The 25,732-nt window shown below is 74.3% G+C and carries 19 protein-coding genes; 7 read left to right on the forward strand and 12 right to left on the reverse strand.

All coding sequences use genetic code 11. The features are described from left to right. Window positions 1-72: 72 nt before the first annotated feature. The 3 genes from ABZ714_RS18675 to ABZ714_RS18685 all read right to left on the reverse strand — a co-directional run bounded on the left by ABZ714_RS18675 (window position 73) and on the right by ABZ714_RS18685 (window position 3,599). On the reverse strand, window positions 73-1,026 hold the full coding sequence (locus ABZ714_RS18675) for a carbohydrate ABC transporter permease (RefSeq protein ID WP_358826340.1): 954 nt from the start codon (window positions 1,024-1,026) through the stop codon (window positions 73-75). Then, entirely contained in the window at window positions 1,023-2,039 is a 1,017-nt protein-coding gene (locus ABZ714_RS18680; protein ID WP_358826341.1) for a sugar ABC transporter permease, read from the reverse strand. The genes ABZ714_RS18675 and ABZ714_RS18680 overlap by 4 nt, the downstream gene beginning before the upstream one ends. Window positions 2,040-2,294: 255 nt before the next feature. Next, window positions 2,295-3,599 (reverse strand): extracellular solute-binding protein, encoded by a 1,305-nt coding sequence (locus tag ABZ714_RS18685; RefSeq protein ID WP_358826342.1) that lies wholly within the window; start codon window positions 3,597-3,599, stop codon window positions 2,295-2,297. Window positions 3,600-4,004: 405 nt separating this feature from the next. On the opposite strand from ABZ714_RS18685, the gene ABZ714_RS18690 reads away from it, so the two are divergent. Continuing rightward, the gene (locus tag ABZ714_RS18690; protein ID WP_358826343.1) at window positions 4,005-5,168 is read left to right on the forward strand and encodes a serine/threonine protein kinase; all 1,164 of its coding nucleotides are present in this window, start codon (window positions 4,005-4,007) and stop codon (window positions 5,166-5,168) included. Between the two features lie 3 nt (window positions 5,169-5,171). Beyond that, the gene (locus tag ABZ714_RS18695; RefSeq protein ID WP_358826344.1) at window positions 5,172-6,068 is read left to right on the forward strand and encodes an HAD family hydrolase; all 897 of its coding nucleotides are present in this window, start codon (window positions 5,172-5,174) and stop codon (window positions 6,066-6,068) included. Here the strand turns inward: ABZ714_RS18695 and ABZ714_RS18700 are convergent. Continuing rightward, window positions 6,010-7,482: a N,N-dimethylformamidase beta subunit family domain-containing protein gene (locus ABZ714_RS18700; RefSeq protein WP_358826345.1), complete on the reverse strand. Its 1,473-nt coding sequence runs from the start codon at window positions 7,480-7,482 to the stop codon at window positions 6,010-6,012. The genes ABZ714_RS18695 and ABZ714_RS18700 overlap by 59 nt on opposite strands. 276 nt (window positions 7,483-7,758) lie before the next feature. Between ABZ714_RS18700 and ABZ714_RS18705 the strand changes: the two genes are divergently transcribed. Beyond that, window positions 7,759-8,631 (forward strand): class I SAM-dependent methyltransferase, encoded by an 873-nt coding sequence (locus tag ABZ714_RS18705; RefSeq protein ID WP_358826417.1) that lies wholly within the window; start codon window positions 7,759-7,761, stop codon window positions 8,629-8,631. Then, window positions 8,628-9,410: an N-acetyltransferase gene (locus tag ABZ714_RS18710; RefSeq protein ID WP_358826346.1), complete on the forward strand. Its 783-nt coding sequence runs from the start codon at window positions 8,628-8,630 to the stop codon at window positions 9,408-9,410. Before ABZ714_RS18705 ends, ABZ714_RS18710 begins: the two co-directional genes overlap by 4 nt. Here ABZ714_RS18710 and ABZ714_RS18715 read toward each other — a convergent pair. Then, entirely contained in the window at window positions 9,355-10,512 is a 1,158-nt protein-coding gene (locus ABZ714_RS18715; RefSeq protein ID WP_358826347.1) for a hypothetical protein, read from the reverse strand. The two genes, ABZ714_RS18710 and ABZ714_RS18715, sit on opposite strands and share 56 nt — an antisense overlap. Before the next feature lie 530 nt (window positions 10,513-11,042). Here ABZ714_RS18715 and ABZ714_RS18720 point away from each other — a divergent pair. Next, on the forward strand, window positions 11,043-11,906 hold the full coding sequence (locus tag ABZ714_RS18720) for an aminoglycoside phosphotransferase family protein (RefSeq protein ID WP_358826348.1): 864 nt from the start codon (window positions 11,043-11,045) through the stop codon (window positions 11,904-11,906). A 257-nt stretch (window positions 11,907-12,163) separates the two neighbouring features. Here the strand turns inward: ABZ714_RS18720 and ABZ714_RS18725 are convergent, their stop codons facing one another. Then, window positions 12,164-12,586, reverse strand: coding sequence for a hypothetical protein (locus tag ABZ714_RS18725; RefSeq protein ID WP_358826349.1), 423 nt, complete (start codon window positions 12,584-12,586; stop codon window positions 12,164-12,166). A 240-nt stretch (window positions 12,587-12,826) separates the two neighbouring features. Here ABZ714_RS18725 and ABZ714_RS18730 point away from each other — a divergent pair, with 240 nt between their 5' ends. Continuing rightward, window positions 12,827-17,434, forward strand: coding sequence for a hypothetical protein (locus tag ABZ714_RS18730; RefSeq protein WP_358826350.1), 4,608 nt, complete (start codon window positions 12,827-12,829; stop codon window positions 17,432-17,434). A gap of 102 nt (window positions 17,435-17,536) precedes the next feature. Here the strand turns inward: ABZ714_RS18730 and ABZ714_RS18735 are convergent, their stop codons facing one another. The 4 genes from ABZ714_RS18735 to ABZ714_RS18750 form a co-directional block, all read right to left on the reverse strand. Then, window positions 17,537-17,827: a hypothetical protein gene (locus ABZ714_RS18735; protein ID WP_358826351.1), complete on the reverse strand. Its 291-nt coding sequence runs from the start codon at window positions 17,825-17,827 to the stop codon at window positions 17,537-17,539. Window positions 17,828-18,096: 269 nt separating this feature from the next. Beyond that, window positions 18,097-19,167, reverse strand: coding sequence for an Rv2231c family pyridoxal phosphate-dependent protein CobC (cobC, locus tag ABZ714_RS18740; protein WP_358826352.1), 1,071 nt, complete (start codon window positions 19,165-19,167; stop codon window positions 18,097-18,099). Then, on the reverse strand, window positions 19,151-20,008 hold the full coding sequence (locus ABZ714_RS18745) for a CbiX/SirB N-terminal domain-containing protein (protein WP_358826353.1): 858 nt from the start codon (window positions 20,006-20,008) through the stop codon (window positions 19,151-19,153). The genes cobC and ABZ714_RS18745 overlap by 17 nt, the downstream gene beginning before the upstream one ends. Before the next feature lie 813 nt (window positions 20,009-20,821). Beyond that, window positions 20,822-22,246, reverse strand: a complete 1,425-nt coding sequence (locus ABZ714_RS18750; protein ID WP_358826354.1) for a cobalamin biosynthesis protein — start codon at window positions 22,244-22,246, stop codon at window positions 20,822-20,824. 197 nt (window positions 22,247-22,443) lie between these two features. Here ABZ714_RS18750 and ABZ714_RS18755 point away from each other — a divergent pair, with 197 nt between their 5' ends. Further along, complete coding sequence (locus ABZ714_RS18755) at window positions 22,444-23,253, forward strand: ZIP family metal transporter (RefSeq protein ID WP_358826355.1); 810 nt, start codon at window positions 22,444-22,446, stop codon at window positions 23,251-23,253. Window positions 23,254-23,566: 313 nt separating this feature from the next. On the opposite strand, the gene ABZ714_RS18760 is transcribed toward ABZ714_RS18755, so the two are convergent. Continuing rightward, complete coding sequence (locus ABZ714_RS18760) at window positions 23,567-25,135, reverse strand: cobyrinate a,c-diamide synthase (RefSeq protein ID WP_358826356.1); 1,569 nt, start codon at window positions 25,133-25,135, stop codon at window positions 23,567-23,569. Then, window positions 25,129-25,728, reverse strand: coding sequence for a cob(I)yrinic acid a,c-diamide adenosyltransferase (cobO, locus tag ABZ714_RS18765; RefSeq protein WP_358826357.1), 600 nt, complete (start codon window positions 25,726-25,728; stop codon window positions 25,129-25,131). Before cobO ends, ABZ714_RS18760 begins: the two co-directional genes overlap by 7 nt. Window positions 25,729-25,732 lie beyond the last annotated feature (4 nt).

The following is a 25,732-nucleotide window of genomic DNA, read 5'->3' on the forward strand; positions in this document are numbered from 1 at the left end:
AGGGATCGGGGCCGGATCGGGAGGGGCCGTGAGGGGTCGGGAGGCGGGGGCGTACGGGTGGTCCGCGACCGGTCATCCCTTGACGGCGCCCGCCGCGAGACCGCTCGCCACCCGCCGCTGCACGATCATGAAGAAGACGACGACGGGCAGGGCGGTCAGGGTGGCGCCCGCCATCAGCGCGCCGTAATCCGTACCGAAGGTGGTCTGGAACGACACCAGCCAGATGGAGACGGTCTGCTTGTCGTCGCTGGAGAGCAGCACATAGGCGAGGACGTACTCGTTCCACGCCTGGACCAGGGAGTAGACGGAGGTCGCGACCAGGCCGGGGGCCAGCAGCGGCAGCAGTACCCGCCGGAACGCCCCGGCCCTGGTACACCCGTCCACCATGGCCGCCTCCTCCAGTTCGGCCGGGACGGCGACCACGAAGCCGCGCAGCAGCCAGACCGTGAACGGCAGCATGAAGACCAGATAGGTCAGCACCACACCGGTCAGACTGTCCGTCAGACCGGCGTCGCTGAGCAGCAGATAGAGGGGGATGATCAGTCCGGCCAGCGGGATCATCTGGACGCAGAGGATCGCCAGGACGAAGACCCGGCGCCCCAGGAAGACGAACCGGGCCACCGCGTACGCCGCCAGTACGCCGATCACCAGGGAGATCAGTACGGTCCCCGCACCGATCAGGGCACTGGCCCGGACACTGGACCAGAACGTGTCCGACTCCATCGCCCGCCGGAAGTTCTCCAGGGTCAGCCCGCTCGGCCAGAGCCGGGGCGGGTTCCGCCGGATCTCCGCCGGGGGCCGCAGCGCCGTCAGCAGCATCCAGTAGACCGGGAACGCCATCACCGCGCAGAACACCAGGGTCAGGACGTTCGCCCGGCGGGAGCGCGCCCGGCGGGACCGGTTCGGCCGGCGGGCCGAGGACCGGCGGAGTACGGACCGGGAGGCCGGGGTTCGTACCTCGGCGGGACCGGTCCGGCCGGGGGCCGGGCGTTCGGGGGAGGGACGGACACTGCGGTCGGTGCTCACTCGGTCTCTCCCATTCTCACCAGCTGGCGTACGTAGACCACGGCACCGCCGAGCAGCAGCAGTACGGTGATCACCGCGATCGCCGCGGCCGTGCTGTAGCGGTTGACGGCGAACGACTCGATGAAGGAGTGCACGCCGAGCAGGTAGTACTCCTTCTCCGGGGTGCCGGAGCGCATCAGCCAGATCTGGTTGAAGACCCCGAAGGTCCAGATCGCGGTGAGCGATGTGACCATGACGAACGCGGGCCGGATCACCGGGAAGACGACATGGCGGAAGACCAGGGCGCCCTCGGCCCCGTCGCACTCCGCGGCCTCCTCCAGCTCCGGCGGTACCTGGGTGAGCGCCGCCTGGAGGGTGATCGTCGCGAACGGCAGCGAGCCCCAGATGGTGACGGCGGCGATCACGGCGAACCCCTGCCAGGGGTCCTCGAACCAGTTGTGCCGCTCGAAGGAGACTCCGGGCAGCAGTCCCAGCAGCCAGTTGGCGACCCCGAATTCCGGATCCGTCAGCCAGCGGAAGACGGCCGCCGCGACCATCACCGGCATCGCCCAGACCGCCACCAGCACCGCGCCCGTCAGCAGCCGGATCCACGGTGAGACCCGGCGCAGCAGCAGCGCCACGAGCATCGCGACCGCCATCGTCGCCACGGTGCAGACCAGGGTGAAGAGGGCGGTCCGGCCGACGACCAGCCAGAAGAAGTCGTCCGTGAGGACGGTCCGGTACTGGTCGAGGCCGACCCAGGGCGGCTGGGTCCCGGCGAACAGCTCCCGCCGGGTCATGTCCTGGAACGACAGCAGGAAGAGTTCGACCAGCGGATAGCCCAGGACCCCGGCGAGGGCCAGGACGGCCGGGGCGATCAGCAGATACGGCACCGCCCGGCGGCGCAGGGTCCTGGCCCGGCCGGGGCCGGGGCCGGGGGGCGGCGGGGCTTCGGCGGGCCCGGCCGGCCGGGTTCCCGCCGGGCGGGGGCGTAACGGGGCCCGGGCGGGGCTCGGTGGGTCGGCGGTCGCCATGCGGGGGGGTCTCCTCCGTGGGTCGGGCGCGGCGGCGGGCGGCCCCCCGGCTCCGATCCTTCCGGCCCGCCGGGTCCGGGCGGGTCCGGGCGGGTCCGGCGCGCCGCGCCGCGCGGCACCCGCACCGGCCGCGCGGCGGGGCGCGGAACCGGTGCGGGGCCGGCGGGGGAGGACGCGGGCGGCGTGGCGCGGACCCGTCCGGGGCGGGGGGAGGCGCGGTGCCGGGAGACGGGGCGGTACCGGGGGGTGTACGCGTCAGTTGTCGTTGATCACCGCGTCGATGGCCCGGTCCGCGTCCTTCGTCGCCTGTTCGACCGACTTCTTGTCGGTCGCGATGGCCTGGAGCATCTCCGGGAGGACATTGGACTTCTCCACGGCCGTCCAGCCGGGGGCGAGCGGGGTGACCCAGCCCCGGGTCGCGGCCACGGCGGCGGGGGCGTTGATCCCGTCGGTGGGGACCTCCTTGAGCTGCACCGTGTTGTTGGGCAGTGTCTCGGCCTTGATCAGGGTCCGCTGCGACTGCTTGTCGGTGAAGAGCCGGATCCACTCCTGGGCCATGGTCTGCTTGTCGGACTTGACCGGGACGGCGAGCAGGGAGCCGCCGAGGAAGGGCGGCAGCGGCTTCCCGGACGGGCCGGGGAAGACGAAGGTGTCGAACTTGCCCTTCATCGCCGGGTTGCCGCCCGCGCGCGGGTCGGCGGCGGCGTTGGCCTCCCAGGTGTTGCCGTAGAACATGCCGGTCTTGCCCTGGCCGACGACCCCCGGTTCGTCGCTGTTGTCCTTCGACCGGTCGCCCACGTAGTAGTCGTCGAGGAACTTCTTCCAGAGCTTCAGGCCCTCGACGGACTTCGGGTCGGAGAGCGCGCCCCGCCAGCGGCCGTCCTCCTTGACGGCCATCTCGCCGCCCACGTCCTTGACATAGGCCATCGCCGCGAACCAGTACCGTCCCGGCATATGGAACGTGGAGAAGTTCTTGTCCTTGGAGTGGAACTTCGCCTTCAGCTTGTCCAGAACCGTCAGTAACTCGGGATAGGTCGCCGGCGGTTTCGCGACCCCGATCTGTTTCAGCAGATCGGTGCGGTAGATACCGATTCTCGCGCCCGCGTAGTAGGGCACACAGTAGATCTTCCCGTCGAGTCGACACGCGTCCGAGAGGGCCGGCAGCCAGTCCTTGGAATGATCGAATTTCCGCTCGTCCACCGGGATGAACGCGCCATTGATGATGTAGTTGGTGACTTCGCTATTGCCCATCTCCACGACGTCTGGTACGTCGCGTCCGGCGATTGCGGCGTCGATCTTCTGGTTCTTGCTGGTCCACTGCTGGTACTGGACCTTGACCTTGGCGTCCGGATATCGCTCGGCGAACCGCTTGTTGGTCTCGGTGATGAGATCAGGCCAGCTCTCGCGGGCGTCGATGGTGAGCCAGACCGTCAGCTCGCCGGAGTCGCCGCCGCCGCCCGCGGATCCGCCGGATCCGCCGGAGTCGCAGGCGGTGACGGCGAGCGCCAGCAGCAGGGCGCCCGAGGTACGGACGACGGTACGGGAACGAGGCCGTCGCATGACGGTCCCCCTTTCGAGGATTCGCGCATTGGAGATCGTGGCCGAACCGGGCACCTATCTACCCACCAAAGTGCGCCGGACCACCCTGGGAGCGCTTTTTGGCCAGGATCGTTTACGGTATTTTGAAATGTTCCTGCGTTGCCCTGGCCTTTGCCGCTAAGGGAACCGGGGGGTGACCCGCGCCGAACCCCTTCCCGAACGCGTGTCGGAATGGCGTGAATGAGGGGGATGCCGGTCCGGGGTGCCTTGACGATGGCATGTCCGCTGGCTCATTTTTCTCATGATCTCCCGTGATCTCCGCGACCGGCTCGCGGCCTTCCGGGTACGTCCGACGACGCCACGTACCCGTCCCGCGCGCATCGCGCACCACATCGACTCTCCGCTTCACCTATCGAAGGGTGACCCGTGACTGAGCACGGCACGACCACCGGCGAATCCAGCGCACGTCCCGTTCGGGTCAACGCGTGGAACGGCTGGGACCCGCTGCGTCATGTCATCGTCGGCAGAGCCGACGCGGCGGTGGTCCAGGCTCCCGAGCCCGCCGTCCGCCGGGACTTCCCCGAGGACGGCTTCCCCCTCGGGACCTACGGCCCCATGCCCGAGGACATGACCGCCGAGGCCAATGAGCAGCTCGACAACTTCGCCGCCATGCTGACCGGGCGGGGCATCCGGGTGGACCGCCCGACCCCGCTGGACTTCAACCAGACCGTCTCCACCCCGGACTGGACGCAGGAGACCATGTCGGGCTGTATGCCGCCGCGCGATCTGCTGCTGACGGTCGGCAACGAGGTGCTGGAAGCCACCATGTCGTACCGCAGCCGCTGGTACGAGTACCTGGCCTACCGGCCCCTGCTCCAGGACCTGTTCAAGGCCGACCCCCGGATGCGCTGGGAGGCCGCGCCCAAGCCCCGGCTCACCGACGCCAGCTACCGCACCGACTTCTGGGACACGTACAACGAGCTGCCGACCGAGGTCCAGCTCGCCAAGGTCCGGGAGTACGAGCTGGTGCTCACCGAGGAGGAGCCCCTGTTCGACGCGGCCGATGTGGCCCGGTTCGGCAAGGACCTCTTCGTCCAGCTCTCCTTCGTCACCAACCGCAGCGGCTTCGACTGGCTGAAGCGGCACTTCCCGGACCACCGGGTGCACCACGTCACCTCCACCAACACCCATCCGCTGCACATCGACGCCACCTGGGTCCCGCTGCGGCCCGGACTGGTGCTGCACTGCGGCGAGCGGCTGGCCGACCCCGAGCTGATGGACTTCTTCAAGCTCAACGACTGGGAGATCATCGAGGCGGTCCAGCCCGCGAGCTGGGACCACCCGCCGAAGCTCTCCTTCTGCTCGCCGTGGCTGGCCGGGAACATGCTCAACCTCGACGCCAACACGCTCTGCGTCGAGGAGAAGGAGGTGGCGCTCTCGGAGCAGCTGGCCGGATACGGCTTCGAGATCGTGCCGGTGCCGTTCCGGGCCGTCGGCCCGTTCGGCGGCGGACTCCACTGCGCCACCGTCGACATCGAGCGCGACGGCGACTGCGAGGACTACTTCCCGCGCCGGCACGGGCGGTACTGACCCATGGGCACCGTGCGGACGGACGGGCCGGCGGATCCCGGCGACGGGGACCGGCCTGCCGAGGACACCAAGGACGCGGCGGTACGACGGGACGGCGCGGCACCGGACGGTACGGGGGTACTGCCGGACCCGCCCCGCCCCGGCGACCCCGGCGGCCCGGTCGAGGCGGTCGTCCTCGACTTCTACGGCACGCTCGTCCGCATGGTGCCGCCCCTGCCGCCCAGCCATGACTCCGTGCTGCGCGGCCGGGGCCTGCACGAGGCCGCCGACCGCTGGGGCGACCAGTGGTCGACCGGCCCGGGGGACGGCGAGGACCACCGGGAGCACTCCGTCTCCGAGGCGGTCTACCGGGCGTGGGAGGTGGACCGGCTGCGGCGGCGGGCCCTCGACCGGGGGGTCCCGGCCGGACTGGCGGCGGAGGTCGCCGCCGAACTGGACCGGGCCACCAAGTCCTTCGTCCTGGAGCGGTACGCCGACGCCGTGGCCCCGCTCGCCGCCCTGCGCGAGCGGGGCATCCGGATCGTCCTGTGCTCCAACTGGTACTGGGACCTGGACCGGGCCGTCGCCGGGGTGGGACTGGCCGAGGTGGTCGACGCCGCCATCGGCTCGGCGCGGGCCGGGGTGCGCAAACCGCATCCGCTGATCTACCGGGCCGCGATCGAGGCGGGCGGGGCGGCCCCCGGCCGGACCCTCTTCGTCGGCGACATGTGGGAGCCCGATGTCATCGGCCCGCTGGGCCAGGGCATGCGGGCCGCCCATCTGTACCGCCCCGACCGGGCGGTGGTGGGCGACGCCCCGCCGCTCCCGGCGGGCGCCACCCGGATCGCCGGACTGGACGAACTCATCCGGCTGACGGAACCCCCCGGCGTACGGACAGCCGGTCCAGGACATTACGGGTGACCCGGACCACGCCCGGATCCTCCTCCCGGCCGCACACCACCGGCCAGTCGGTCGTCCCGGCGGTGAAGACCGTTCCACCGCCGGGCACCGTGTGGACGCCCATGGTGGCGGCCCGGGGGCCGGTCCGCTCCGGCTCCCGGACCGGACAGTTCCAGTGCCCCCACTTCATGGTGGTGACGTCCTCGTTGACCGGATCCAGCTCGTACAGACCGAGGATCAGGAACGAGCCGGGGGTGCCGTCCGCGCCGGTCGCGCGGGCCACCCCCCGCTCGTCGTACGCGAAGGCCGCGCCGTCGCACTCGTATCCGATCAGCGGCGTCCCGGCGCCCAGGAAATCCGCCGGGCCGCCGTCCGAACCGTCCCGCAGTCCGGTGCCCTCGAAGACCCAGTGGCCGGCGTGCTGGACCCGGTAGCCCACCAGGGGCCGGTCCCCGGGCCAGTCGCCGGGCCACATCCCGCCGTTGCGGAAGCTGACGCCGGTCATCGCGTTCTCCGGCCTGCCCACCCCGTCCGGCGGCGGCGCCCACCACAGGTCCGTCGCGGGCAGATGGGGGAACACCCCGTCCACATGGTGGTCGGTGTCGGAGACGAAGGCCGTGTCGTCCTCGACCGGATGCACCCGCCACCAGCAGGTGTTGGCGCTGAGGAACGCGACATGGCCGCCCGAGCGCAGAAACGCGTCCGTGTGGTCGCGCATCGCCGTACTCCAGTACTCGTCGTGACCGACGCTCAGCAGCAGGTCGTACGGGGCGAGCAGCCCCGGGTCCCGGTGCAGATCGAGGTCCGTGCAGTACTCGACGGCATAGCCCGACCGCTCCAGCCAGGCGATGAACGGCGCGTCCCACCAGGCGAGGTCGATCACCCCGCCGGCCCGGCGCAGACTCAGCCGGTGCCCCCGGGGCAGCCCGTCGCCGCCGGTGCCGTAGACCGGATTGTCGTACAGGCTGGCGTCCCGGGGGATCCCCTCGTTGTCGCCCCGGTTGTAGGCGTGCCGGGTGTACGTCGACTTCTTGTACAGGATCCGGCCGTACGACCCCGGACGCGCGGGCCGCACCACGAAGAACTCCCGCGCGAACCCCTCGATGTCGCCGTCGCCCAGCCGGGGCACCGGCTCCGCCGTCCCCTCCTCGACCAGCTGGGCCAGATGGATCCCGGGCCGCCAGTCGGCCGGGATCGGCACCCGGTACTCCGGGAAGTCCCAGTCCTCCGAGGGCGAGGCCGACCCCTCGATCCCCCCGGGATGCGGCGGCGGCGCCTTCAGCACCCCCGGATACGGCCCCGACTCCGCCAGGAGCTCCAGCTCCCGCCCCAGCCGGTAGAACCGGACCCGGAAGGCTGTGGCATCGGTCGACACATGGAGCGCCAGCTCCTCGCCCGCCGTGACGCTCTCGCGCCCGGCATACCCCTCGATCATCGTCTCTCCCCCTCTACCCCGTCGCGCCCACGCCTTTCGCGGCCCGACGGCGCCCGATGGTAAGAGAAGGTGCCGGATGCAACAACACTTCCGAAGAAGACCGGACTTTCGCCAGCGGGATTTGGCCAACTGAAACGTTTCAAGAGTGCTGGAGGAGGCCCTTGGGTAGCGCGGAGAAGCGACTTCGCGGAAAAACGCGACAACACGGTGATGGTCTGCCGGCAGGGTACGAGCAGAATCGGGTTTCCCTGGGAAACCCCGGTCGAGAGGGTGTCGATGTTGTCGGAGAAATCTGAATTCCGGGTGCGGGAGTTCGTCCTCGGCATCGAGGGGCTGGCGCTGCTGCGTACCGCCGTCGACGCGGACGACGACTTCGTGGCACGGCGGGTCGAAGAGATCAGGAAATTCGCCAGCGGTTCGGGTGAGGGGCTGCCCGGCGGCGGCGCGTCCGTGGACGAGCTGGACCTCGGCGCCGGATACGCGGCCTGGGCGGGCCGCTACGACTCGCTGCCCAGCTCCTACATCCAGGTCGAGGAGCCGATCGTGCACGGCCTCTACGACCAGGGGCCGGTCGGGACGGCGCTCGACGCCGCCTGCGGCACCGGCCGTCAGACCGAGGCGCTGGCCGCCCGCGGCTATCGGGTCATCGGCGTCGATCAATCCCCTGACATGCTGGAACAGGCCCGGCGCAAGGTGCCGGACGCCGACTTCCGGCAGGGTCGGCTGGAGAAGCTGCCGGTGGACGACGGCTCCGTCGACCTCGCCGTCTCCACCCTCGCCCTGACCCATCTGCCCGATCTCACCGACGCGGTCGCCGAACTCGCCCGGGTGGTCCGCCCCGGCGGCCGGGTGATCGTCTCCGATCTGCACCCCTTCGTCGTCAGCCTCCAGGGGCAGTGCCACTTCGTCACGGGCGACGACTCCCTGGCATTCGTACGCAACCATGTCCATCTGGCGAGCGACTATCTCCGGGCATTCACCGCCGCCGGGCTCACGGTCCGGGCCTGCTTCGAACCGCTGTTCAACGGCAGCCTGGCCCCCGGCGGATATGAGGAATTCATCGCGGAGGCGGCCAGGGCCGCCTGGCGGGATATTCCCATCGTCATCGTCTGGGAAGCCGTCAAGCCGCTGGAAGGTGAGCAGTCGTGAGCCCCCGCTTCGTTCTGCATTCCGAGCGTCCCGAACTCTGGGACAGAATTGACGAGGAGTTCGCCGGGGTCGTCCCCGAATACAATCTGCACGGGGACATCAGCCCGGGCTTCTGGAAACGCCTCTTCGAGGATTTCCGCGAGTACCAGTTCGTGCTGTACGACGAGGAGCGCGACGCGGTCCTGGGCGCGGGCCGCTCCCTGCCCCGGGTCTGGGACGGCACCCCGGAGGGCCTCGGCTCCGGCCTCGACGACTCCATCGACGCCGCCTTCACCGCCCGCGACCAGGGGCTGGCGCCGAACGCCCTGGTCGCCCTCGGCGTCGAGGTGTCCCCCGCGCACCAGGGCGGCGGCCACTCCAGGGCGCTGCTCACCCAGCTCACCGATCTGGCCGGGGCCCACGGGTTCGACGATCTCATCGTCCCCCTGCGGCCGATCTGGAAGCACCGCTACCCGCTGGCCCCGATCGAGGAGTACGCGCACTGGAAGCGGGAGGACGGCGAGCCCTTCGACCCGTGGATCCGGACCCAGGTACGGCTCGGCGGCACGATCACCACCGCGATGGAACGGTCCTCCCGGATCTCCGGCACGATCGCCGAATGGGAGAGCTGGACCGGGATGGCCTTCCCCGCCGACGGCGACCACGTCTTCCCGGAGGGTCTCTCCACCCTCCGGGTCGACCGGGCCGCCGACCGGGCCGTCTACTGGGAGCCCGCCGTCTGGGTCACCTTCGATCTGCGGTCGGCGGAGCCGAGTCCGCCAGCGCCTCCCCGCGACTGACGGCGGCCGACGCGTAGTCGGCCAGCAGCCCGGTGTGTCCCCGGCCCGCCTCGTGGCGCCGCTCCGGCGGCAGCCCCGCCGGGCCGACCGTGGACACCGCCGCCCGCCGCAGCCGCGCCGCCTCGGGGCCCTCCGCCGGATACGGGGCCCCGGGCGCGTGGCGGCGGGCGGCCAGCCGGGCCTGCCGCCCCAGCAGCGCACAGTGGATCCACAGCTCGTCGGCGTAGGACTCCCCGAAGAGCTCGGCGATCTCCCCGGCCCGCCGGCGGTCCTCCCGGTCCCGGTCGTCCAGGGTGCTCAGGGCCGTCGCCACCGCGTGCTCGCCCAGATCCGTCCGGGGCAGCGCCTCCCGCCAGGTGAAGTGGTGGCGCGGCGCGACCTCGGTCTCCTGGCCGGGCAGCCGCACGTACCCCTCGCCGTACCGCATGTACGGCAGCCAGTCCAACTGCTCCAGCTCCAGCACCCAGCCGTTCAGCAGCAGCGGCCGGGCGTCCTCGGAGCCGGTCGGGCAGACCGCCAGCCGGATGCCCTGGACGGCGCCGTGGCCGTTGATGCTGCTGGTCCCGGTGTGCTCGGTGACGGTCGGCACCGCGAGCAGGGCACTGCGGCCCCGGCCGGCCAGGAAGCCGGCCATCACCTCGTCGTCGTGGCGCTCACCGGTCGCGGTCGCGTGCCGCCGGAAGGCGTCGGCCGTCGCGACCGGCAGCACGATCGCCAGCGTCGGGGTGAACTCCTCCGGTACGGCCCGGACCCAGCCCGCGCCCGCGAGAGCCGCGAGCCGGGCCGCGGCCCCGTTACGGGCGTGCCAGTTGGTGTAGTACGCCAGGGCGTCGGCGGGGAACCGGTCGGCGCAGTGCGCCACCAGATCGACGAAGTCGTCGGGTGCCGCGACATCGTCCTGGATCATCAGCTGGTGGGTGGCGCCGTCGGCGATCCGGGCCCAGGCCACCAGGGCCGTTCGCAGCGCCGACGGCGGTCCGTCGGGTTCGGGGTCGACGGCCAGCCCGCCGAGCCCCAGCCGGTCGCACAGCTCCTGGGCCTGAACACGGCGTACAGGGTGGGTCATCACGGCCGAACTGACACGGGCACGGGCGGTGGACATCGGAAGGCTCCTCCTGCGCGGTGGCGGTGATCCGGGGTGGTCGGGGCGGACGGGCGGGCGCCGCCCGGACGTCGCCCGGGGGCGGGGCGCACCGTCGCGTCCGTGCGGATCATGGCCGGATCGCGCGCCGGTACGCGCGCCCGCGCACACGACGTCCTGAAACCGGCGCAGTCGACCCGACGACGGCCGGAAAGCGTTGGTGCGGGTCGTGTGGAGCGCTCGCGGATGTTCGGAGGAGGGCGGAGCCCGCGGCGGCGGCAGGAAGCGGGGGTGCCGGAAGAGGAACCGGCAGGTCCGGGTCCGAACCCAGGGCCGGGTGTACGGATCCGGAGGCGCGCCGGGCCGGGGGCGGGGCGTACGGGCGCGGTACCGGGAGGGGCGTGGAGGCGCGCGGGCGTGGGGGAAACCCGCGCGACCCGGGCGCCGGGCCCGGGGAGGATGGCCGTGAGTCCGTCACCGGCCACCCGCGTGCGCCGGTCCGGCGGGCCGGAAGCCCGGCAGGAAGACTGACGAGGAGAGGTACCACCGCCATGGGAGACCCCTTGCCGTACCGAGCGCTGTCGGCCCGACTGCCGGCCGGGGGAGGGACCGGCCCGTTCGCCGTCCACGAGGGGCAGTTCCACCGGGTCGTGGTGGGCACGGACCGGGTGATCTGCTTCGCCAGGACCGGCGCGGCCGAGGCCCGGCTGCCCGCGCGGGCGGCGGTGCTGCGCGCCCTGTCCGGCGCCGGACTCGCCTTCCGCGTCCCGGCCCCGCTCGGGGAGCCGGTCGCCCGTGACGGCGACGTACCGCCGTACCTGGTCCTGACCCGGGTCCCCGGCGCGCCGCTCGCGGCGGGTGCGCTCCGCTCCCCGGCCGCGTTCGAAGCCGTGGCCCGGCAGTACGCGGAGCTGCTCAGCGGACTCCGGGACGCGGGCGCCGAGTCCCGTACCCGGGCCGTACTGCCTCCGGTACGGGCGGAGGAGTGGCGGGAGTTCGCGGCCGGGGCGCGGGAGTCGCTGTTCCCGCTGATGTCGGCGGCGGGCCGGGCCCGGGCGGAGCGGGAGCTGACCGCCGCCGAGGCCCTGCCCCCGCTCGACGGGGCCGTGGTCCACGGCGATCTCGGCGCCGAGAACGTGCTGTGGGAGACCGAGTCCGGGCTGCCGAGGCTGAGCGGTGTCGTGGACTGGGACGAGGTCGCCCTGGGCGACCCCGCCGTCGATCTGGCCGCCGTCGGGGCGAGTCACGGCGACGGACTGCTCGCCCGGGTCCGGGAGCTGGGCGGCTGGACGGACGGCGCGACGACGGACCGGATCACCGCGATCCGCGGCACGTTCGCCCTTCAGCAGGCCCTCTACGGCCTGCGGGACGGCGACGACGCGGAGGTCGCCGACGGCCTGGACGGCTATCGGTAGCGCCCGGCGGGGCGGGCCCGGGAAGGCCGGTGCCGGGCCCGTACCGCGTTACGGGCCCGGCACCGGAGTGGGGTGGGGTGGGGGAAGTGGGGAAGTGCCGCCGGGGTGGGGGAGGGGTGTGTACGGCGGGCGGTACGGGACCGGGAGCGCCGGGTCTCGTACCGCCGTACCGCCCCCGTACCGTCGTAACGCGTTGTGCCGTGGTCGCCGTGGGCGGTCCCCCGGGCCGCCGCCCACGGCGCGCGGGCGCGGCGGCGTCAGCCGATGGACATCAGCTCCACGCCCGGGGCCTGCCGGTGCGTCTTGCCGTTGTGGTCGAACTCCACGATCTTGCCCTCCGGGCACGCCTTCGGGCCGTGGGTGTACGCCTCGTTGCCCGGCCACCAGATCCGGACCCGGACGCACTTGCCGTCGGCCCTGGTGTCCTTGTACCAGCCCGTCACCCGGGTGACCGTCGTCCCGCAGTCGATCCTGAAGTGGAGTTCCCCGCCGGGGATGGTGATCGGCGGATTGCTGCCGCATTTGGCCAGCGTGCCGTAGTCGGCGGTCGCCGGGGCGGCGCTCGCCGGGGCCGCCCCGGTCAGCCCGCCGATCACGAGGAACGCCCCCGTAGCCGCCAGCGCCGTCCGTCCGTACTCGCGGAGCTTCTGATTCCGATACTGCTTCCGAACTGTGCGCACCGTCCGCCTTCCTTTCGCCGGATGTTCCCGGATCTCTCCGGACGCCCACCGGTCGTGGGCTCCGATGCCACGTTCCCGGCCCCGCGGATTGTCCGGGAGGGCCCTTCGATCACCGTGGACAATCCGTTCGCCCCGCCACGCCCGGCGGCGGAACCCCTTGTCGGGCCCGGTGTGCCGCCGCCACCCTGATCCGGCCGCCGACGGGCGGCCGACCAGGCAATCGGGGGACGGGACGCCACGATGGGACGCAAGGAAAGACCACTGGACCCGGCGGACGGGCCGGTCGCCCGGTTCGCCTGCGAACTGCGGCGGCTGCGCGCCGAGGCGGGCGGGATCACCTACCGCGAACTGGCCCGCAGAACCCACTTCGCGACCGCCACCCTCGCCCAGGCGGCGGCCGGTGACCGGCTGCCGTCGCTGCCGGTCGCCCTCGCCTACGCCGAGGCGTGCGGCGGCGACCGCGCAGTATGGGAGCGGCGGTGGTACGAGGCCGAGGCGGCGCGCACCGAGGAGGCCGCCGTCCACGCCCGTGCCGAACCCGCGCCCTACCAGGGGCTGGCGCGCTACGAGCCCGGCGACCGCGACCGGTTCTTCGGCCGCGACCGGGTCGCGGACCGGCTCGTCGCGGCCGTCGCCGCCCGGCGGCTGACCCTGCTCGTGGGTCCTTCGGGGTCCGGCAAGTCGTCGCTGCTGCGGGCCGGGCTGATCCCCCGGCTCCGGGAGCCGGGGCCGGGCGCCGCGTACCGTCCGGCGTCGATCCGGGTCCTCACCCCCGGCGCCCACCCGGGCCGCGTCCCGGGCCTCACGGCCCCGGAGCCGGAACTCGCGGCGGGCGCGGGCCCCGTCGGCGCGGTGCCGGGTCCGGTGCCGTCGAACGGCGCTTCCCGGGCGCCGGGTTCGGCCGGACCCGCTCCGGGGACGGGCGCGGTGTCCGCGCGCGTGGCGGATACGGCGGGCGCGGAGGCGGCGGCGGGTTTCGCCGGGTCCGGTGTCCGTCGGAGCGGAACGGCGGCGACCGGTCCGGCGACCGCGCGTACGGACGTCGCGGCGGGGACCGATGGTTCCGCCGCCGCCGTCCCGGCGAGCGGCCGGGCGGCGACGGGTCCCGCCACCACCTCCGTACGCGCGGTCGCCGCGCCGCCCGCGACGGAGTCCGCGACCCCGCGCCGCCCCTCCGGCCCGGCGCGCCCCGCCGACGCGCCCGAACAGACGCACCGGGCGGCCGGGGACGGGCCGTTGCTCGTCGTCGACCAGTTCGAGGAGATCTTCACCCTCTGTACCGACCCCGTCGAACGCGCCCTCTTCATCGACCGGTTGCTCGCCTGGTCCGAACGGCCCGGCGCCCGCGTCCTGATCGCCGTACGGGCCGACTTCTATCCGCACTGCGCCCGGTACCGGCCGCTCGCCGAGGCCGCCGCCGAACACACGCTGCCCCTGCCGCCGATGACCCCCGACGAACTGCGCGCCGCGATCACCGGCCCCGCCGCCCGGGCCGGACTGCTGGTGGAACGCGGCCTGACGGCCCGGGTCCTCGACGAGATCGCCGACGAACCCGGCGGGCTGCCGCTGATGTCCCACGCCCTGCTGGAGACCTGGCACCGCCGCCGGGGCCGTACCCTCACCGAGGCCGCCTACACCGCCGCCGGGGGGCTGAGCGGCGCGATCGCCAGGACCGCCGAGGAACTGTACGCGGAGCTGACCCCGGAACGTCGGGCCGTCGCCCGGCTGCTGCTGCTACGGCTCGTGGCGCCCGCGCCGGACAGCGCGGACGGCAGCCGCGACACCCGGCGGCCCGCGTCCCGGGCCGAACTGACCGCCGCCGACCCGGTGGAGTCGGCCGCCGTACTCGAACGCCTGGCCCGCGCCCGGCTGCTGACCCTCGACACCCCGGCGACGGAAGACGGCCGGGACCCTTCGGACGGGCGGGACGGGCGGGACGGGCGGGACGAACACGCGGGTCCGGGTGAGCCGGGCGGGTCCCCGGCCGACACCGTCCAACTGGCCCACGAGTCGCTGCTCACGGCCTGGCCCCGGCTGCGCCGCTGGATCGACGAGGACCGGGACCGGCTCCGCCTCCGCCGGGACCTCGCCGGAGCCGCCGACGTCTGGCACGGCCTCGGCCGGGACCCGGGCGCCCTCTACCGGGGCGTCCGGCTCGCCGCCGCCGCCGAGTCCTTCGGCGACGCCCGCTCCCGCCCCGGCGAACTGACGCCCGGGGAGGCGGCGTTCCTCACCGCCAGCCTGACGGCCCGTACCCGGGTCCGCCGCCGTTCCCGGCTCCGGCTGGCCGTCCTGTGCGCACTGCTCGCCACCGCCCTCGTCGCGGGCCTGATCACCCTCCAGCAGCGGCAGGACGCCGAACGCCGCCGGATCGAGGACGAGGCCCGCCGGGTCGCCGGGGTCGCCGAGTCCCTGCGCCGCTCCGATCCGGTCACCGCGATGCGTCTCGGGCTGGCCGCCCGGCGGATCGCCGACACCCCCGAGACCCGTTCGGCGCTGCTCGGCGCGGCTGCCCAACCCGACACCGCCGCCTTCACCGACCCCGAGAGCGGGGACGGCGTCGTACGGCATCTCGGCGCCGACGGCACCACATTGACCAGCGTCGGCGCCCGGGCCGTCGTCGTCATCGACGTCGCCAGCGGACGTCGGCTGCGCACCCTGCCGGGTCTCGGCGACTCCCTGTCGAGGGTCGCGGCACCGCGCGCGGACGCGGAGTGGCTGCCGCAGTTCGCGACGGGCCGCGACGGGGAGCGGACCGTACGGATCCGGGATCTGGCGCGCGGCACGCTCCGCGGCCCCGCCCACCGGGCCGACGGCGGCGCCGAACAGGGACCCGGGGGCCGCACCCTGATCACCTACGAGACCGTGCCCGGCCGTACGGCGCCCGCCGCCGGGACGGAGGGCGTCGCGGGGACGGAGGACATCGCCCGGCCCGGCCGCCGGACCGGCGGAACGACGGCGTCCGGCGGTACGGAAACCCCGCCCCGGCAGCGGGCCGTGGTCCGGGACGCCGAGGACGGCACCGTTCTCCTCGCCCTGCCGCCCGTCCCGGCCCCCGCGCCCCCGGACGGCGTGTTCCTGGCCGCGATCGACCCCTTCGACCAGGAGCTCCGGCTCGGCCGTGAGGCCCGGTCCATCGGCCTCCCCGCCCAGGACGTCACCCTCGACCCCACCGGGCGACGGCTCGCCCGCTGCCTCCCGGGAGCGCCGCTCGAACTGTGGGACATGTCCACCAAGCGCCGGCGGACCCTCGCCCGGGCCCCGGAGGCGACGGCGCCGCAGTGCGCCCGGGAGACGGTCGCGTTCGCACCCGACGGCCGGACCCTGGCCGTCGCCGACGACGACCGGATCCGGCTCTGGGACACGTCGACCGGCGCCGAGCGCCCCGCCGTACCGCATCCGGACGCCGACGAGATCCGGTTCGGCGCCGACGGGACGTTTCTGGCGGTCGCCGACCCCGAGGCCGTGTCGGTGATCCGGCTCGCCCGCCCGGGGCTGCCCGTACTGCGCCGACCGCTGCACGGGGAGCGGGCGTCCCAGCTCCGCTTCGGACCGGGCGGACGGCTCGGTTATCTCAGCGGCTCGGGCGACGACTGGGCGGCCACCGTCCGTACGGTCGACGCGGCACCCGTCCTCATGGAACGGGGGTGGCGGGCCGGGGCCACGACGGCGACCGCGTTCAGTCCGGACGGACGGCTCTACGCCACCGCCACCACCGGCCCCGCCGACCCGTCGGCCTCCGGCGCCGCGTCCGAATCCGAGTCCGGGTCCGGGTCCGGCGCCGCGTCCGGCCGGGCTCCGGCACGGCCACCGGGAGCGGCCGGGGAAGACCTGGACGGGGCGGGCGAACGGGCCACCGTCCGGATCACCGTCCACGATCTGCGCACCGGCGAGCGGTACGAGCCACCGGCCCTGCCGTGCGTCACGATCGCCGCACCCCGCGACCGGCGCTGCCCCGCCTTCGTCGCCTTCCGGCCCGACGGCGCGACCCTCGCCTACGGAGTACGGGAACCCGAAGGCCCCGACGCCCGGAGCCGCCGGGTCCGGTTCTGGGACACGGTCCGGCACACCGTCACCACCGCCACGGCCGGACCCGTGCTCGCGCCTCTGTCCTGGGGCCAGGTGAGCTACGCGCCCGACGGCCGGACCCTGCTCGTCCCCGGCACCGGACCCAGGGGCGAGGACACGCTCCATGTGTGGGATCCGGCCCGCCCGGCGCCCCGCGCCGCGCTCCCCGGCGGCGCGGGCGGCTTCGCCCTCGCCGTATCCCCCGACGGGCGGCGGCTGGTGGACTCCACCGGGAACGCCCGCCGACTGCCCGCCGGGACGCCGCTGCCGGGCGCCCGCGACATCGGATCGGGCGTGCTGCCCGTCTTCGGCCCCGACGGCGCCCTGCTGGCCGCCGGGGACCTCTTCGGCCGGGTGACCCTCTGGGACGGCGGGCTCCGCCGCCGGCTGGGGGAGCTGGTCGCGTCCGGACGCGCCACCGCGGTCGCCTCGGTCACGGCCCTCGCCTTCTCGCCCGACGCCCGGACCCTCGCGGTCGGTTCGGGCGACGGCACTCTCACGCTCTGGGACGTGGCCACCCGGCGCCCCGTCGGACTGCCGCTGCCGACACCGGGGGACGCCGTCGTGGATCTGCGGTTCGGGCCCGGCGGCACGGTGCTGTACGCCGGGGGCGACCGGGTGCCGCTCCGGGCCTATCCGATCGGTACGGCGGCGTCGGCGGACGCGGTCTGCCGCCGCGCGGGCGGCCCGCTGACCCGCGCCGAATGGCGGCGGCTGATCCCGGGGGCGCCGTATCGCGACATCTGCGCCGGTACCGCCCACGCGGCGGGCGCCGACTGACGCGGGCCGCCTCCGGAGCCGTACGTCCCCGGGGACGTACGCCTTCGGGGCCGTACGTCCCCGGAGGCGTACGGCACCTCGGGCGGCGGGCGCGGGGCGGGCTTACGGCAGAGGCGTACCCCGGCCGCGCGCACGGGCGCCCGTGGCCCGGCCGCCTTCGCAACGGGGCGTCCCCGGGGCCCTCTCCGGTCTCGGACAGGAGGATTCGCCGTCCTCGGAGCGGTGGCCGAGGGCGGCCCAGAGCCATAACGCGGTCGCGCCCGCGATCACTCCGCAGACGGCCAGCCGTACCCCCTGTCCCAGTGGCAGATACAACTGGACGACGGTCACCTCCACGGCCAGAAACAGCGCGGCCGCCGCGGCGACGAGCGTACGACGTCGGTTCCGGTTCATTCCGGGCCCCTCCGGTCGGGAAACCCCGGCGGGAGTCCGCCGGGCGATTTCCCTATACCCTCCGGACGTCCGGCTGACGCGGTATCAGACACCGAGGGGCACTCCGGTCATTCCGGTACGCCCCGGGAGCCCGCTCGCCGCGACAGGACGTCCCGTACGACTCGTACGCCCCGTACGACTTGCCGGGACCCGCCCCGGCGGCCGGCCGCCGTACTCCGCGGCGATCGGCCACCGGGTCGTTCCGTCGGGCGTCCGCCCGGTCCCTCCGATCAGGGGCCGACCATCGCCAGCGCCTGGTCGAGGGCCTGGAGGAAGCGGTTCGTCGTCGCCCGGTCCCGGACCGCGATCCGGATCCAGCCCGGCCCCAGACCCGGGAACGTGTCGCCGCGCCGGGTGGCGAACCCGAGCCGCCGCAGCCGCTCCCGTACCTGCGCGCCCCGCCGCACATGCAGCAGGACGAACGACGCCTCCGCCGCCGCCACCACCCGGACCTCCTCGAACTCCGCCAGCCCGGCCAGCAGATGCGCGCGTTCGACGGCGATCCGCCGGGCCGCCTGCTCGGCCTCCTTCAGGGCCGCCGGGTCCATGCACGCCTCCGCCGCCGCGAGCGCCGGGGTCGAGACCGGCCAGAGCGGCTGCGCCCGTTCCAGGGCGCGTACCGTGTCCGGATCCGCCAGGACGTACCCGATCCGCAGCCCGGCGAGCCCCCAGGTCTTGGTCAGACTGCGGAGCACGACCAGGCCGGGGACGTCGGTACGGTCCGCCAGGGTCTGGACCTCGTCCGGAACGGCGTCCATGAACGCCTCGTCCACCACCAGCAGCCGGCCGGGCCTGGCCAGTGCGGCGATCGCGGACGCCGGATGGAGGACGGACGTCGGATTCGTCGGATTGCCGATCACCACCAGATCCGCGTCCTCGGGCACCGAGGCCGGGTCGAGGGTGAAGCCCTCCTCCTCGCGCAGCAGCAGCCGGGACACCTCGAACCCGGCGTCCCGCAGCGCCGCCTCCGGTTCCGTGAACTGGGGATGCACGACCAGCGGCCGTTCCACCCCCAACTCCCCGGCGACCCGGGCGATCAGCACGAACGCCTCCGCCGCCCCGGCCGTCAGAAGGACCCGCTGCGGCGCGAGCCCATGGCGTTCGGCGACGGCGTCCCGGGCGGAGCGCCCGTCCGGGTAGGCCGCGAGGGACGTCAGCGAATCGGCGATCCGTTCGCGCAGCCACGGCGGGGGAGTGCCGGTCCGTACGTTCACCGCGAGGTCGGTCAGGCCCGCGGCGGCGTCCCGCATCTCCGCGTCACCGTGGTGGCGCAGGTCGAATGGGTCAGTGGGCGTGTACATGGCTGCCGTGCCGGCCGAGTCCCGTGCCGGGGCCGTGCTCCCCGTCGTGGTCCCGTCCCCCGTGACCCTGTGTACGTCCGTGCGCCCCGGATTCCTGGTCCGGTTTCCCGCCCGCCGGGCGGATGTCCCCCGTGACGTTCCCCGTGACGCCCTCGACGCCTTCGGTCCCGGCGTCCCCCGGGACGCCTTCCGGCCCGGACGGGTCCCCGGCCGTCACCACGGCCACCTCCGGATGGTCCGTGGCCCAGCGTGCCGTCTGCTTCCGCAGCCGCTCGGACAGGGCGCCGGTGAGGGGCGCGGACGGTACGACGACGATCCGGCGCGTCCCCGGGCGCAGACAGCGGTCGAGCCCGCTCGGCACATCGGGCGCGGCGAGGGAGACGAAGGCGGTCTCGACCGCCGTGAACCCTCCGTTCCGTGCCAACGCCGGGATCGCCGCCCGCGGACCGGCGTGGCCGTCCCGGCCGGTCGAACCCGGGCCGACCAGCAGGATCGATACATCGGACCGATCGGCCGCCGTGGTCTCGTCGAGCGCCGCGGCGATCGTCCGCTCCACGGCGGCGGACAGGGCGTCCGCCCGGTCCTGACCGGGGTCGGCGGCCGGTCCGGATTCCGGTCCGGACTTCGAGCCGGACTGCGGACCGGACTTCGAGCCGGACTGCGGACCGGACTTCGAGCCGGACTGCGAGCCGGTGGATATGCCGGCCGATATGCCGGAGGGCGGGGGCGTGTCCCGGTCCCGGCCGGTGTCGTGGCCCGGTACGGCGCCCCCGGACGCCGTGGCTCCGGTCTCGTGCCGGACGCCGTGACCGGCTGTCAGCGGTGCGGGCGGGGTGTTCACACGTTCTCCTCGATCAGGGGGAAGGGGTGATGCGGCAGGGCGGAAGGGCGCGGACGCGGACACGGCGGTCTCGCGCCGGGCTCCGGGGGTGGGACAGGGCTCCCGCTGGATCGGTCGGACGGCGCGGCTCATAGAACGGCTCCGGGGTGAGGGTGGACGTACGGGTGGTGACGGTGACGGTGACAGGGGTCGGCGGAGACGGTGGGGGGACGTGTGGCGGGTGTTTCCGCCACGGCATGGCCGGAGGACGACGGTCCCATGGCGGATACCAAAAACGGAACCCGGCTTGGCACTTCGTTCTCGTCCGGGGATTCCGGGGGATTACCCGTCCGGTGGTTCCCCAAGCGCCGGGCGCTTCCGCCCGCCGACCGCGCCCCGGCGTACCCGGGCGCACACGTCCTGTCGCGCCCCGCCGGATCCGCCCCCGGAGCACACCGGGGACATTCCGTGGGGCGCCCCGATCCGGGCGGGGACGCTCGCCGGACCGGACCGGGGTGTACGCGTCCGCCCGGGTGGGGGCGTCGGCGCACACCGGAGTGGGGCCGTACCCGGCGCGCCCGGTCGGCGCGCGGGGCGGTGTCCCGGCGGGCCCGGTCCATGGAATCGTGTCACCGGTCCCGGACCGCCCGGGGCCAAGTCGTCGGGCAGGGGGCCGCACCCCCGGTCCGCGATGCCGTATCCCGGCATGCCCGGGGGACCGGCCCGTCGTCCACGGGCCGGGTCTCGGCCGGGCGATGCCCGGTCTTCGCCACCGCGCGCCGGTGGGCGCCCCCGTCCTGGGGGCGCCGGGTCTCCGCGACGGGATATCCGCCGTCATGACTGCCACCGATGGCCGCGCGGGGTCGCCGCGGGGCCCGCGATCGTGCGGGTGGCCGTGTTGCCGACCGTCACGACGGTCATCATGTCCACGCGGGCCGGATCCACTCGGCCCAAGGTGGTCAGTCGGCCGGAATCATGTGGTCGCGACGAATTTCGGACGATCATCACCGGCGTTTCGGGCGGCCGGCGCTCCGCGAGCACGGCCAGCGCCGACACCCACGTCCCGGCGAGGCCCCCCGGGCGGTGCGGGCCGTAGAGAGTGATCACGGCATCCGTCGCCGCCGCGGCCCGGAGCCGTTCGGACGCGGGCACCGAGGGGGCGTACGGATCGGCCAGCCCGATGACGACATGCCCCGGCCCGGAGCCGGGGTCCCGGGGGCCGTACGCGTCGGCCGTCCCGGGAACGACGACCAGATCGACAACGTCCGCCCCCTCGGCCACCGCCCCCGCCACCGCTTCGGCGAGCCGCGCGACCTCTCCGAACGGGGCGGGGACCGTCGTCGGACGACCCCGGCCGGCCTCTTTGCCCTCCTGGCGCCCGCTGTCCCCGCTGTCCCCGTTGTTCCCGTGGGCCTCACGACCGCCTTCCGTACCGTCGCCGAGCAGCGCCACCGCGCCCCCGGCCCCGGCGCGGGCGATCGCCGTACGGATCCGTTCCCCGGCCGACTCCGACCGCAGGAACCGGGTACCTGGCCGCAGCAGTCGGCGTACCCCGTCGGCACACCGGCCGGGCCCCACCACGAAGGCCGCCCGGCGCAGTTCGGCGACGAGGTGCGGGGCGAGGGGACCCGGGGCGAGCGGAGCCGTACCGAGTATCGCGAGCCGCCCGCGCGGCACCCGGCGCGCCACCGCGCACGTCGCCCCCGCCGCCCGCCCCACGGGCGTCGACTTCCGCTTCGGTACGAGGAGTTCCCCGCCGCCCGCCAGGGCCGCGGCCTCCGCCACCGACGGGGTACCGGCGGCCCTCAGCGCCGCCTCGGACGGATGCGGTACGGGGATCCGCGCGAGCCGCTCCGCCGGACAGGCCGTCAGCGGCACCCCCAGCCGCTCCGCCGCGCCGAGCAGGCCCGGTTCGGCGGCCTTCGTGTCCACGGTGGCGAGTTCGGCGACGCTCAGCGGCGAGAGGCCCGCGTCGCGAAGGGCGGCCAGTACGAGCCCGGTGACCTCGTCGGCCGACACCCCCCGGACCGCGCCGACCCCGACCACCAGCGACGGCGGACGCAGGACCGCCGTCGCCGGGTCCGGCTCGACCAGCCGGTCGGTGACCCGGAGCACGGCGACACCCTGAGCCCCGGCACCCGCCGCCCCGGCCGCCAGGTTCGGCGGGAGCGGCGGCAGGGGCCGTACGGTGTCCGGCCGCAGCTCCACCGGGGACCCGGCCGCGACGGCGCGGGACACGACGGCGACCGCGCCCTCCACGGGCAGCCCCGGCCACCAGCCGTCCCCGCCGCGCGCTTCCGGCGCCGGGCGTCCGGCTCCTGCCCCGGCTCCGGACCCGATCTCCAGGGCCCCGGCTCGCGGCAGACGCGGGTCCCGACCGCCGGTGTTCGGGCAATCGGGTGAAGGAGACGGGTGTGAAGGAGATATGACGGGGCTCAATCCGCTAGCAAGGGCGCATGGCGGTGTTCGTCGCGCTCGGCGCGTTTCTGATGACGCTGGTCGGCGGCTGGGCGGCCCATCGCGTCACCGACCGCCGTCACCTCGTTCTGGGGCTGGCGGGCGGACTGATGCTCGGGGTCGTCGGTCTCGATCTGCTGCCCGAGGCTCTGGAGGCCACCGGGCCCCCGGTCTTCGGCGTCCCCCAGGCGCTGCTGCTCTTCGTCGGCGGCTTTCTCACCGCGCATCTGGTGGAGCGTCTCCTCGCCGTACGCAGCGCCTCGCACGGCGCGACGGAGACCGTCCCGGTCCCGGCCGTCGGCACATCCGGGGCGGCCGGGGCGGCCATCGCCGTCGCCCCGGCGCCCGCCCCGGCCGCAGGGCGGCCACGGGTACCCCAGGTCGGACTCACGGCCGCCGCCGCGATGGTGGGGCACAGCCTGATGGACGGCATCGCGATCGGCGCCGCCTTCCAGGTCGGCGAGGCGATGGGGCTGACCGTCGCCCTCGCGGTCGTCGCCCACGACTTCGCCGACGGCTTCAACACCTACACGCTCACCAGCGCCTACGGGAACACCCGCAGGAAGGCCCTCGCGATGCTCTTCGCCGACGCGTGCGCCCCGGTCGTCGGCGCGGCGTCGACCCTGCTGTTCACCATCCCCGTCGAAGCCCTCGGGGCGTATCTCGGCTTCTTCGGCGGCGCCCTGCTCTATCTCGCCGCCGCCGAGATCCTGCCCGAGGCCCACCACACCCACCCCGCCCGCTCCACCCTGCTCTGCACGGTCGGCGGCGTCGGCTTCATCTGGCTGGTGGTCGGCCTCGCCGAGTGATCCCGCCCCGGCCGGCGACCTGCCGGAAGCGCCCGCCCCCGCAACCGCGCCCAGGCGCAGGAAAAACGATTCTGCAAAGGCTTCGGACGCTCCGCCCGACCGCTCCAGCCGCCCCTCTGGCACCGAAGGCCGAGTCCCGACCGGAACCGAAGACCCGCCCGGAGCCCCCGACGCGCCCGGAGCCGCCCGGACCCCGCCGCCCGGCAGACGGCCCGGGACATCCCGGCCCCGGGTGCTCCGGCCCTGGGTGTCCCGGACCGGGACACCGCGTCACCGTTCCCCGGACCGCCGCAAGCACCTCCGGGCCCCTCGTTCATCGCCCGCACTTCGCCACGAAGCGGCGGGCGACCTCGGGCGTGGCCGCCCAGTGCGTATGCAGATAGCTGGCGTGCACCCCGCCCTGGACGAATCCCTCCGTCCGCCGCTCGGGCCGCAGCAGCCCCCAGGCGGGATCGGCACCCGCGCCCGGCTCGACCACGGTCCGGTGGAACTCGTGGCCCCGGATCCGGCTGCCAGTGGCGGCCAGCACGCTCTCGCCGACGGCGACCGCCTCCCGGTAGCCCAGGGTCAGCCGCTTCGTCATCCGGGCCTCGGCGTCGAGCACCCCGCACATCGGACGGCCGTCAAGCGACTTCGTCAGATAGAGCAGCCCCGCGCACTCCGCCGCGACGGGACGGCCCGCGCGGGCGAACGCGGCCACGGCCCGCCGCATCGGCTCGTTGGCGGAGAGCGCGTCCGCGTACACCTCGGGGAACCCGCCGCCGATGACGATCCCCGAAGTCCCCTCGGGCAGCTCCGTGTCCCGTACGGGGTCGAAGACGACGACCTCCGCGCCGTGCGCCCGCAGCAGTTCGGCGTTCTCCGCGTACCCGAAGGTGAACGCCGCGCCCCCGGCGACGGCCACGACCGCCCGCCGCCCGCCCGGAACCGTTCCGTTCCCCGCCGTGTCACCCGGCCCCGGCACGCCCACCGGGGCGCCCCGGAGCAGCGGCCCGGAACCGCCCGCCGCGAGCCCCGCGCCCGAGCCGGCCGGTCCACCGGCCGCCCCGGCGGCGACCGCCACGGATCCGGCGGCCACCGGTATCGCCCCGGTGGCGACCGCCGCCGGTACCGCCGGGTACGACGGCTCGGACCGGGCCGGCTCCACCCGCTCCCCGGCCGGTTCCGGACTCCACGCCGGGTCGGTCAGCGGGGGAGCCGTACGGGCCAGGGCCAGCAGACCCGGCAGGTCGCAGTGGGCCCGGACCAGCGCGGCCATCGCCGACACCGCGGCCGTCGCGTCGGTGCTCCGCTCCGCCACCGGAACCAGCCCCAGATGCCGCGACGGCGTCGCCACCTCCGGCCCCCGGGGCAGCGACCCCAGCACCGGAACGCCCACCGACTCCAGCGCGTCCCGCAACAGCTCCTCGTGCCGCGGCGACCCCACCTTGTTGAGGAGGATCCCGCCGATCCGGACCTCCGGATCCCAGGAGACGAAGCCGTGGACCAGCGCCGCCACCGAACGGGACTGCGACGAAGCGTCGACCACCAGGACCACCGGGGCCTTCAGCAGCTTCGCCACATGCGCCGTGGACGCCAGCTCGCCCTGCCCCGACACTCCGTCGTAGAGGCCCATCACGCCCTCCACGACGGCCAGATCACACCCCGCCGCGCCATGCGCGAACAACGGGGCCACCAGGTCGGGGCCGCACAGATAGGCGTCCAGATTCCGGCCGGGCCGCCCGGTGGCCAGCGCGTGGTAACCCGGGTCGATGTAGTCCGGACCCACCTTGTGCGGGGAGACCGCGAGCCCCGACTCCGCGAACGCGGCCATCAGCCCGGTCGCCACCATGGTCTTGCCGCTGCCCGAGGCGGGCGCCGCGACGACGAGACGCGCTACCACTCGATGCCCCGCTGCCCCTTCTGACCCGCGTCCATCGGGTGCTTCACCTTCGTCATCTCCGTCACCAGGTCCGCGAAGGACAACAGCTCCTCCGGCGCGTTCCGGCCCGTGATCACCACATGCTGGTTGCCCGGCCGGTCCCGCAGTACCGAGATCACCTCGGCGGTGTCCACCCACCCCCAGTGCAGCGGATAGGCGAACTCGTCCAGGACGTACAGCCGGTACGCCTCCCGGGCCAGATCCCGCTTGACCTGCTCCCAGCCCTCCCGGGCCGCCTCCTCGTTGCTGAACTGCCGGTCGCGCTGCACCCACGACCAGCCCTCGCCCATCTTGTGCCAGTCGACGGCGCCGCCCTCCCCGGTCGCGCCCAGCACCTTCAGCGCCCGCTCCTCGCCGACCTTCCACTTCGCCGACTTCACGAACTGGAACACCCCGACCGGCCAGCCCTGGTTCCAGGCCCGCAACGCGAGCCCGAACGCCGCCGTCGACTTCCCCTTGCCCTGACCCGTATGCACCATCACCAGCGGCTTGTTACGGCGCTGACGGGTGGTGAGTCCGTCGTCGGGAACGACGGACGGCTGTCCCTGCGGCATCGGC

The sequence above is a fragment of the Streptomyces sp. NPDC006798 genome (assembly GCF_040635975.1).
Lineage (GTDB): Bacteria > Actinomycetota > Actinomycetes > Streptomycetales > Streptomycetaceae > Streptomyces.

What these genes read in the sequence shown, in the direction of transcription:
- ABZ714_RS18680 (WP_358826341.1), bottom strand. Translation starts at nt 2,039, where the DNA reads ATGGCGACCGCCGACCCACCGAGCCCCGCCCGGGCCCCGTTACGCCCC.
- ABZ714_RS18685 (WP_358826342.1), bottom strand. Translation starts at nt 3,599, where the DNA reads ATGCGACGGCCTCGTTCCCGTACCGTCGTCCGTACCTCGGGCGCCCTG.
- ABZ714_RS18695 (WP_358826344.1), top strand. Translation starts at nt 5,172, where the DNA reads ATGGGCACCGTGCGGACGGACGGGCCGGCGGATCCCGGCGACGGGGAC.
- ABZ714_RS18700 (WP_358826345.1), bottom strand. Translation starts at nt 7,482, where the DNA reads ATGATCGAGGGGTATGCCGGGCGCGAGAGCGTCACGGCGGGCGAGGAG.
- ABZ714_RS18705 (WP_358826417.1), top strand. Translation starts at nt 7,759, where the DNA reads ATGTTGTCGGAGAAATCTGAATTCCGGGTGCGGGAGTTCGTCCTCGGC.
- ABZ714_RS18715 (WP_358826347.1), bottom strand. Translation starts at nt 10,512, where the DNA reads ATGTCCACCGCCCGTGCCCGTGTCAGTTCGGCCGTGATGACCCACCCT.
- ABZ714_RS18720 (WP_358826348.1), top strand. Translation starts at nt 11,043, where the DNA reads ATGGGAGACCCCTTGCCGTACCGAGCGCTGTCGGCCCGACTGCCGGCC.
- ABZ714_RS18730 (WP_358826350.1), top strand. Translation starts at nt 12,827, where the DNA reads ATGGGACGCAAGGAAAGACCACTGGACCCGGCGGACGGGCCGGTCGCC.
- ABZ714_RS18735 (WP_358826351.1), bottom strand. Translation starts at nt 17,827, where the DNA reads ATGAACCGGAACCGACGTCGTACGCTCGTCGCCGCGGCGGCCGCGCTG.
- cobC (WP_358826352.1), bottom strand. Translation starts at nt 19,167, where the DNA reads ATGTACACGCCCACTGACCCATTCGACCTGCGCCACCACGGTGACGCG.
- ABZ714_RS18755 (WP_358826355.1), top strand. Translation starts at nt 22,444, where the DNA reads ATGGCGGTGTTCGTCGCGCTCGGCGCGTTTCTGATGACGCTGGTCGGC.
- cobO (WP_358826357.1), bottom strand. Translation starts at nt 25,728, where the DNA reads ATGCCGCAGGGACAGCCGTCCGTCGTTCCCGACGACGGACTCACCACC.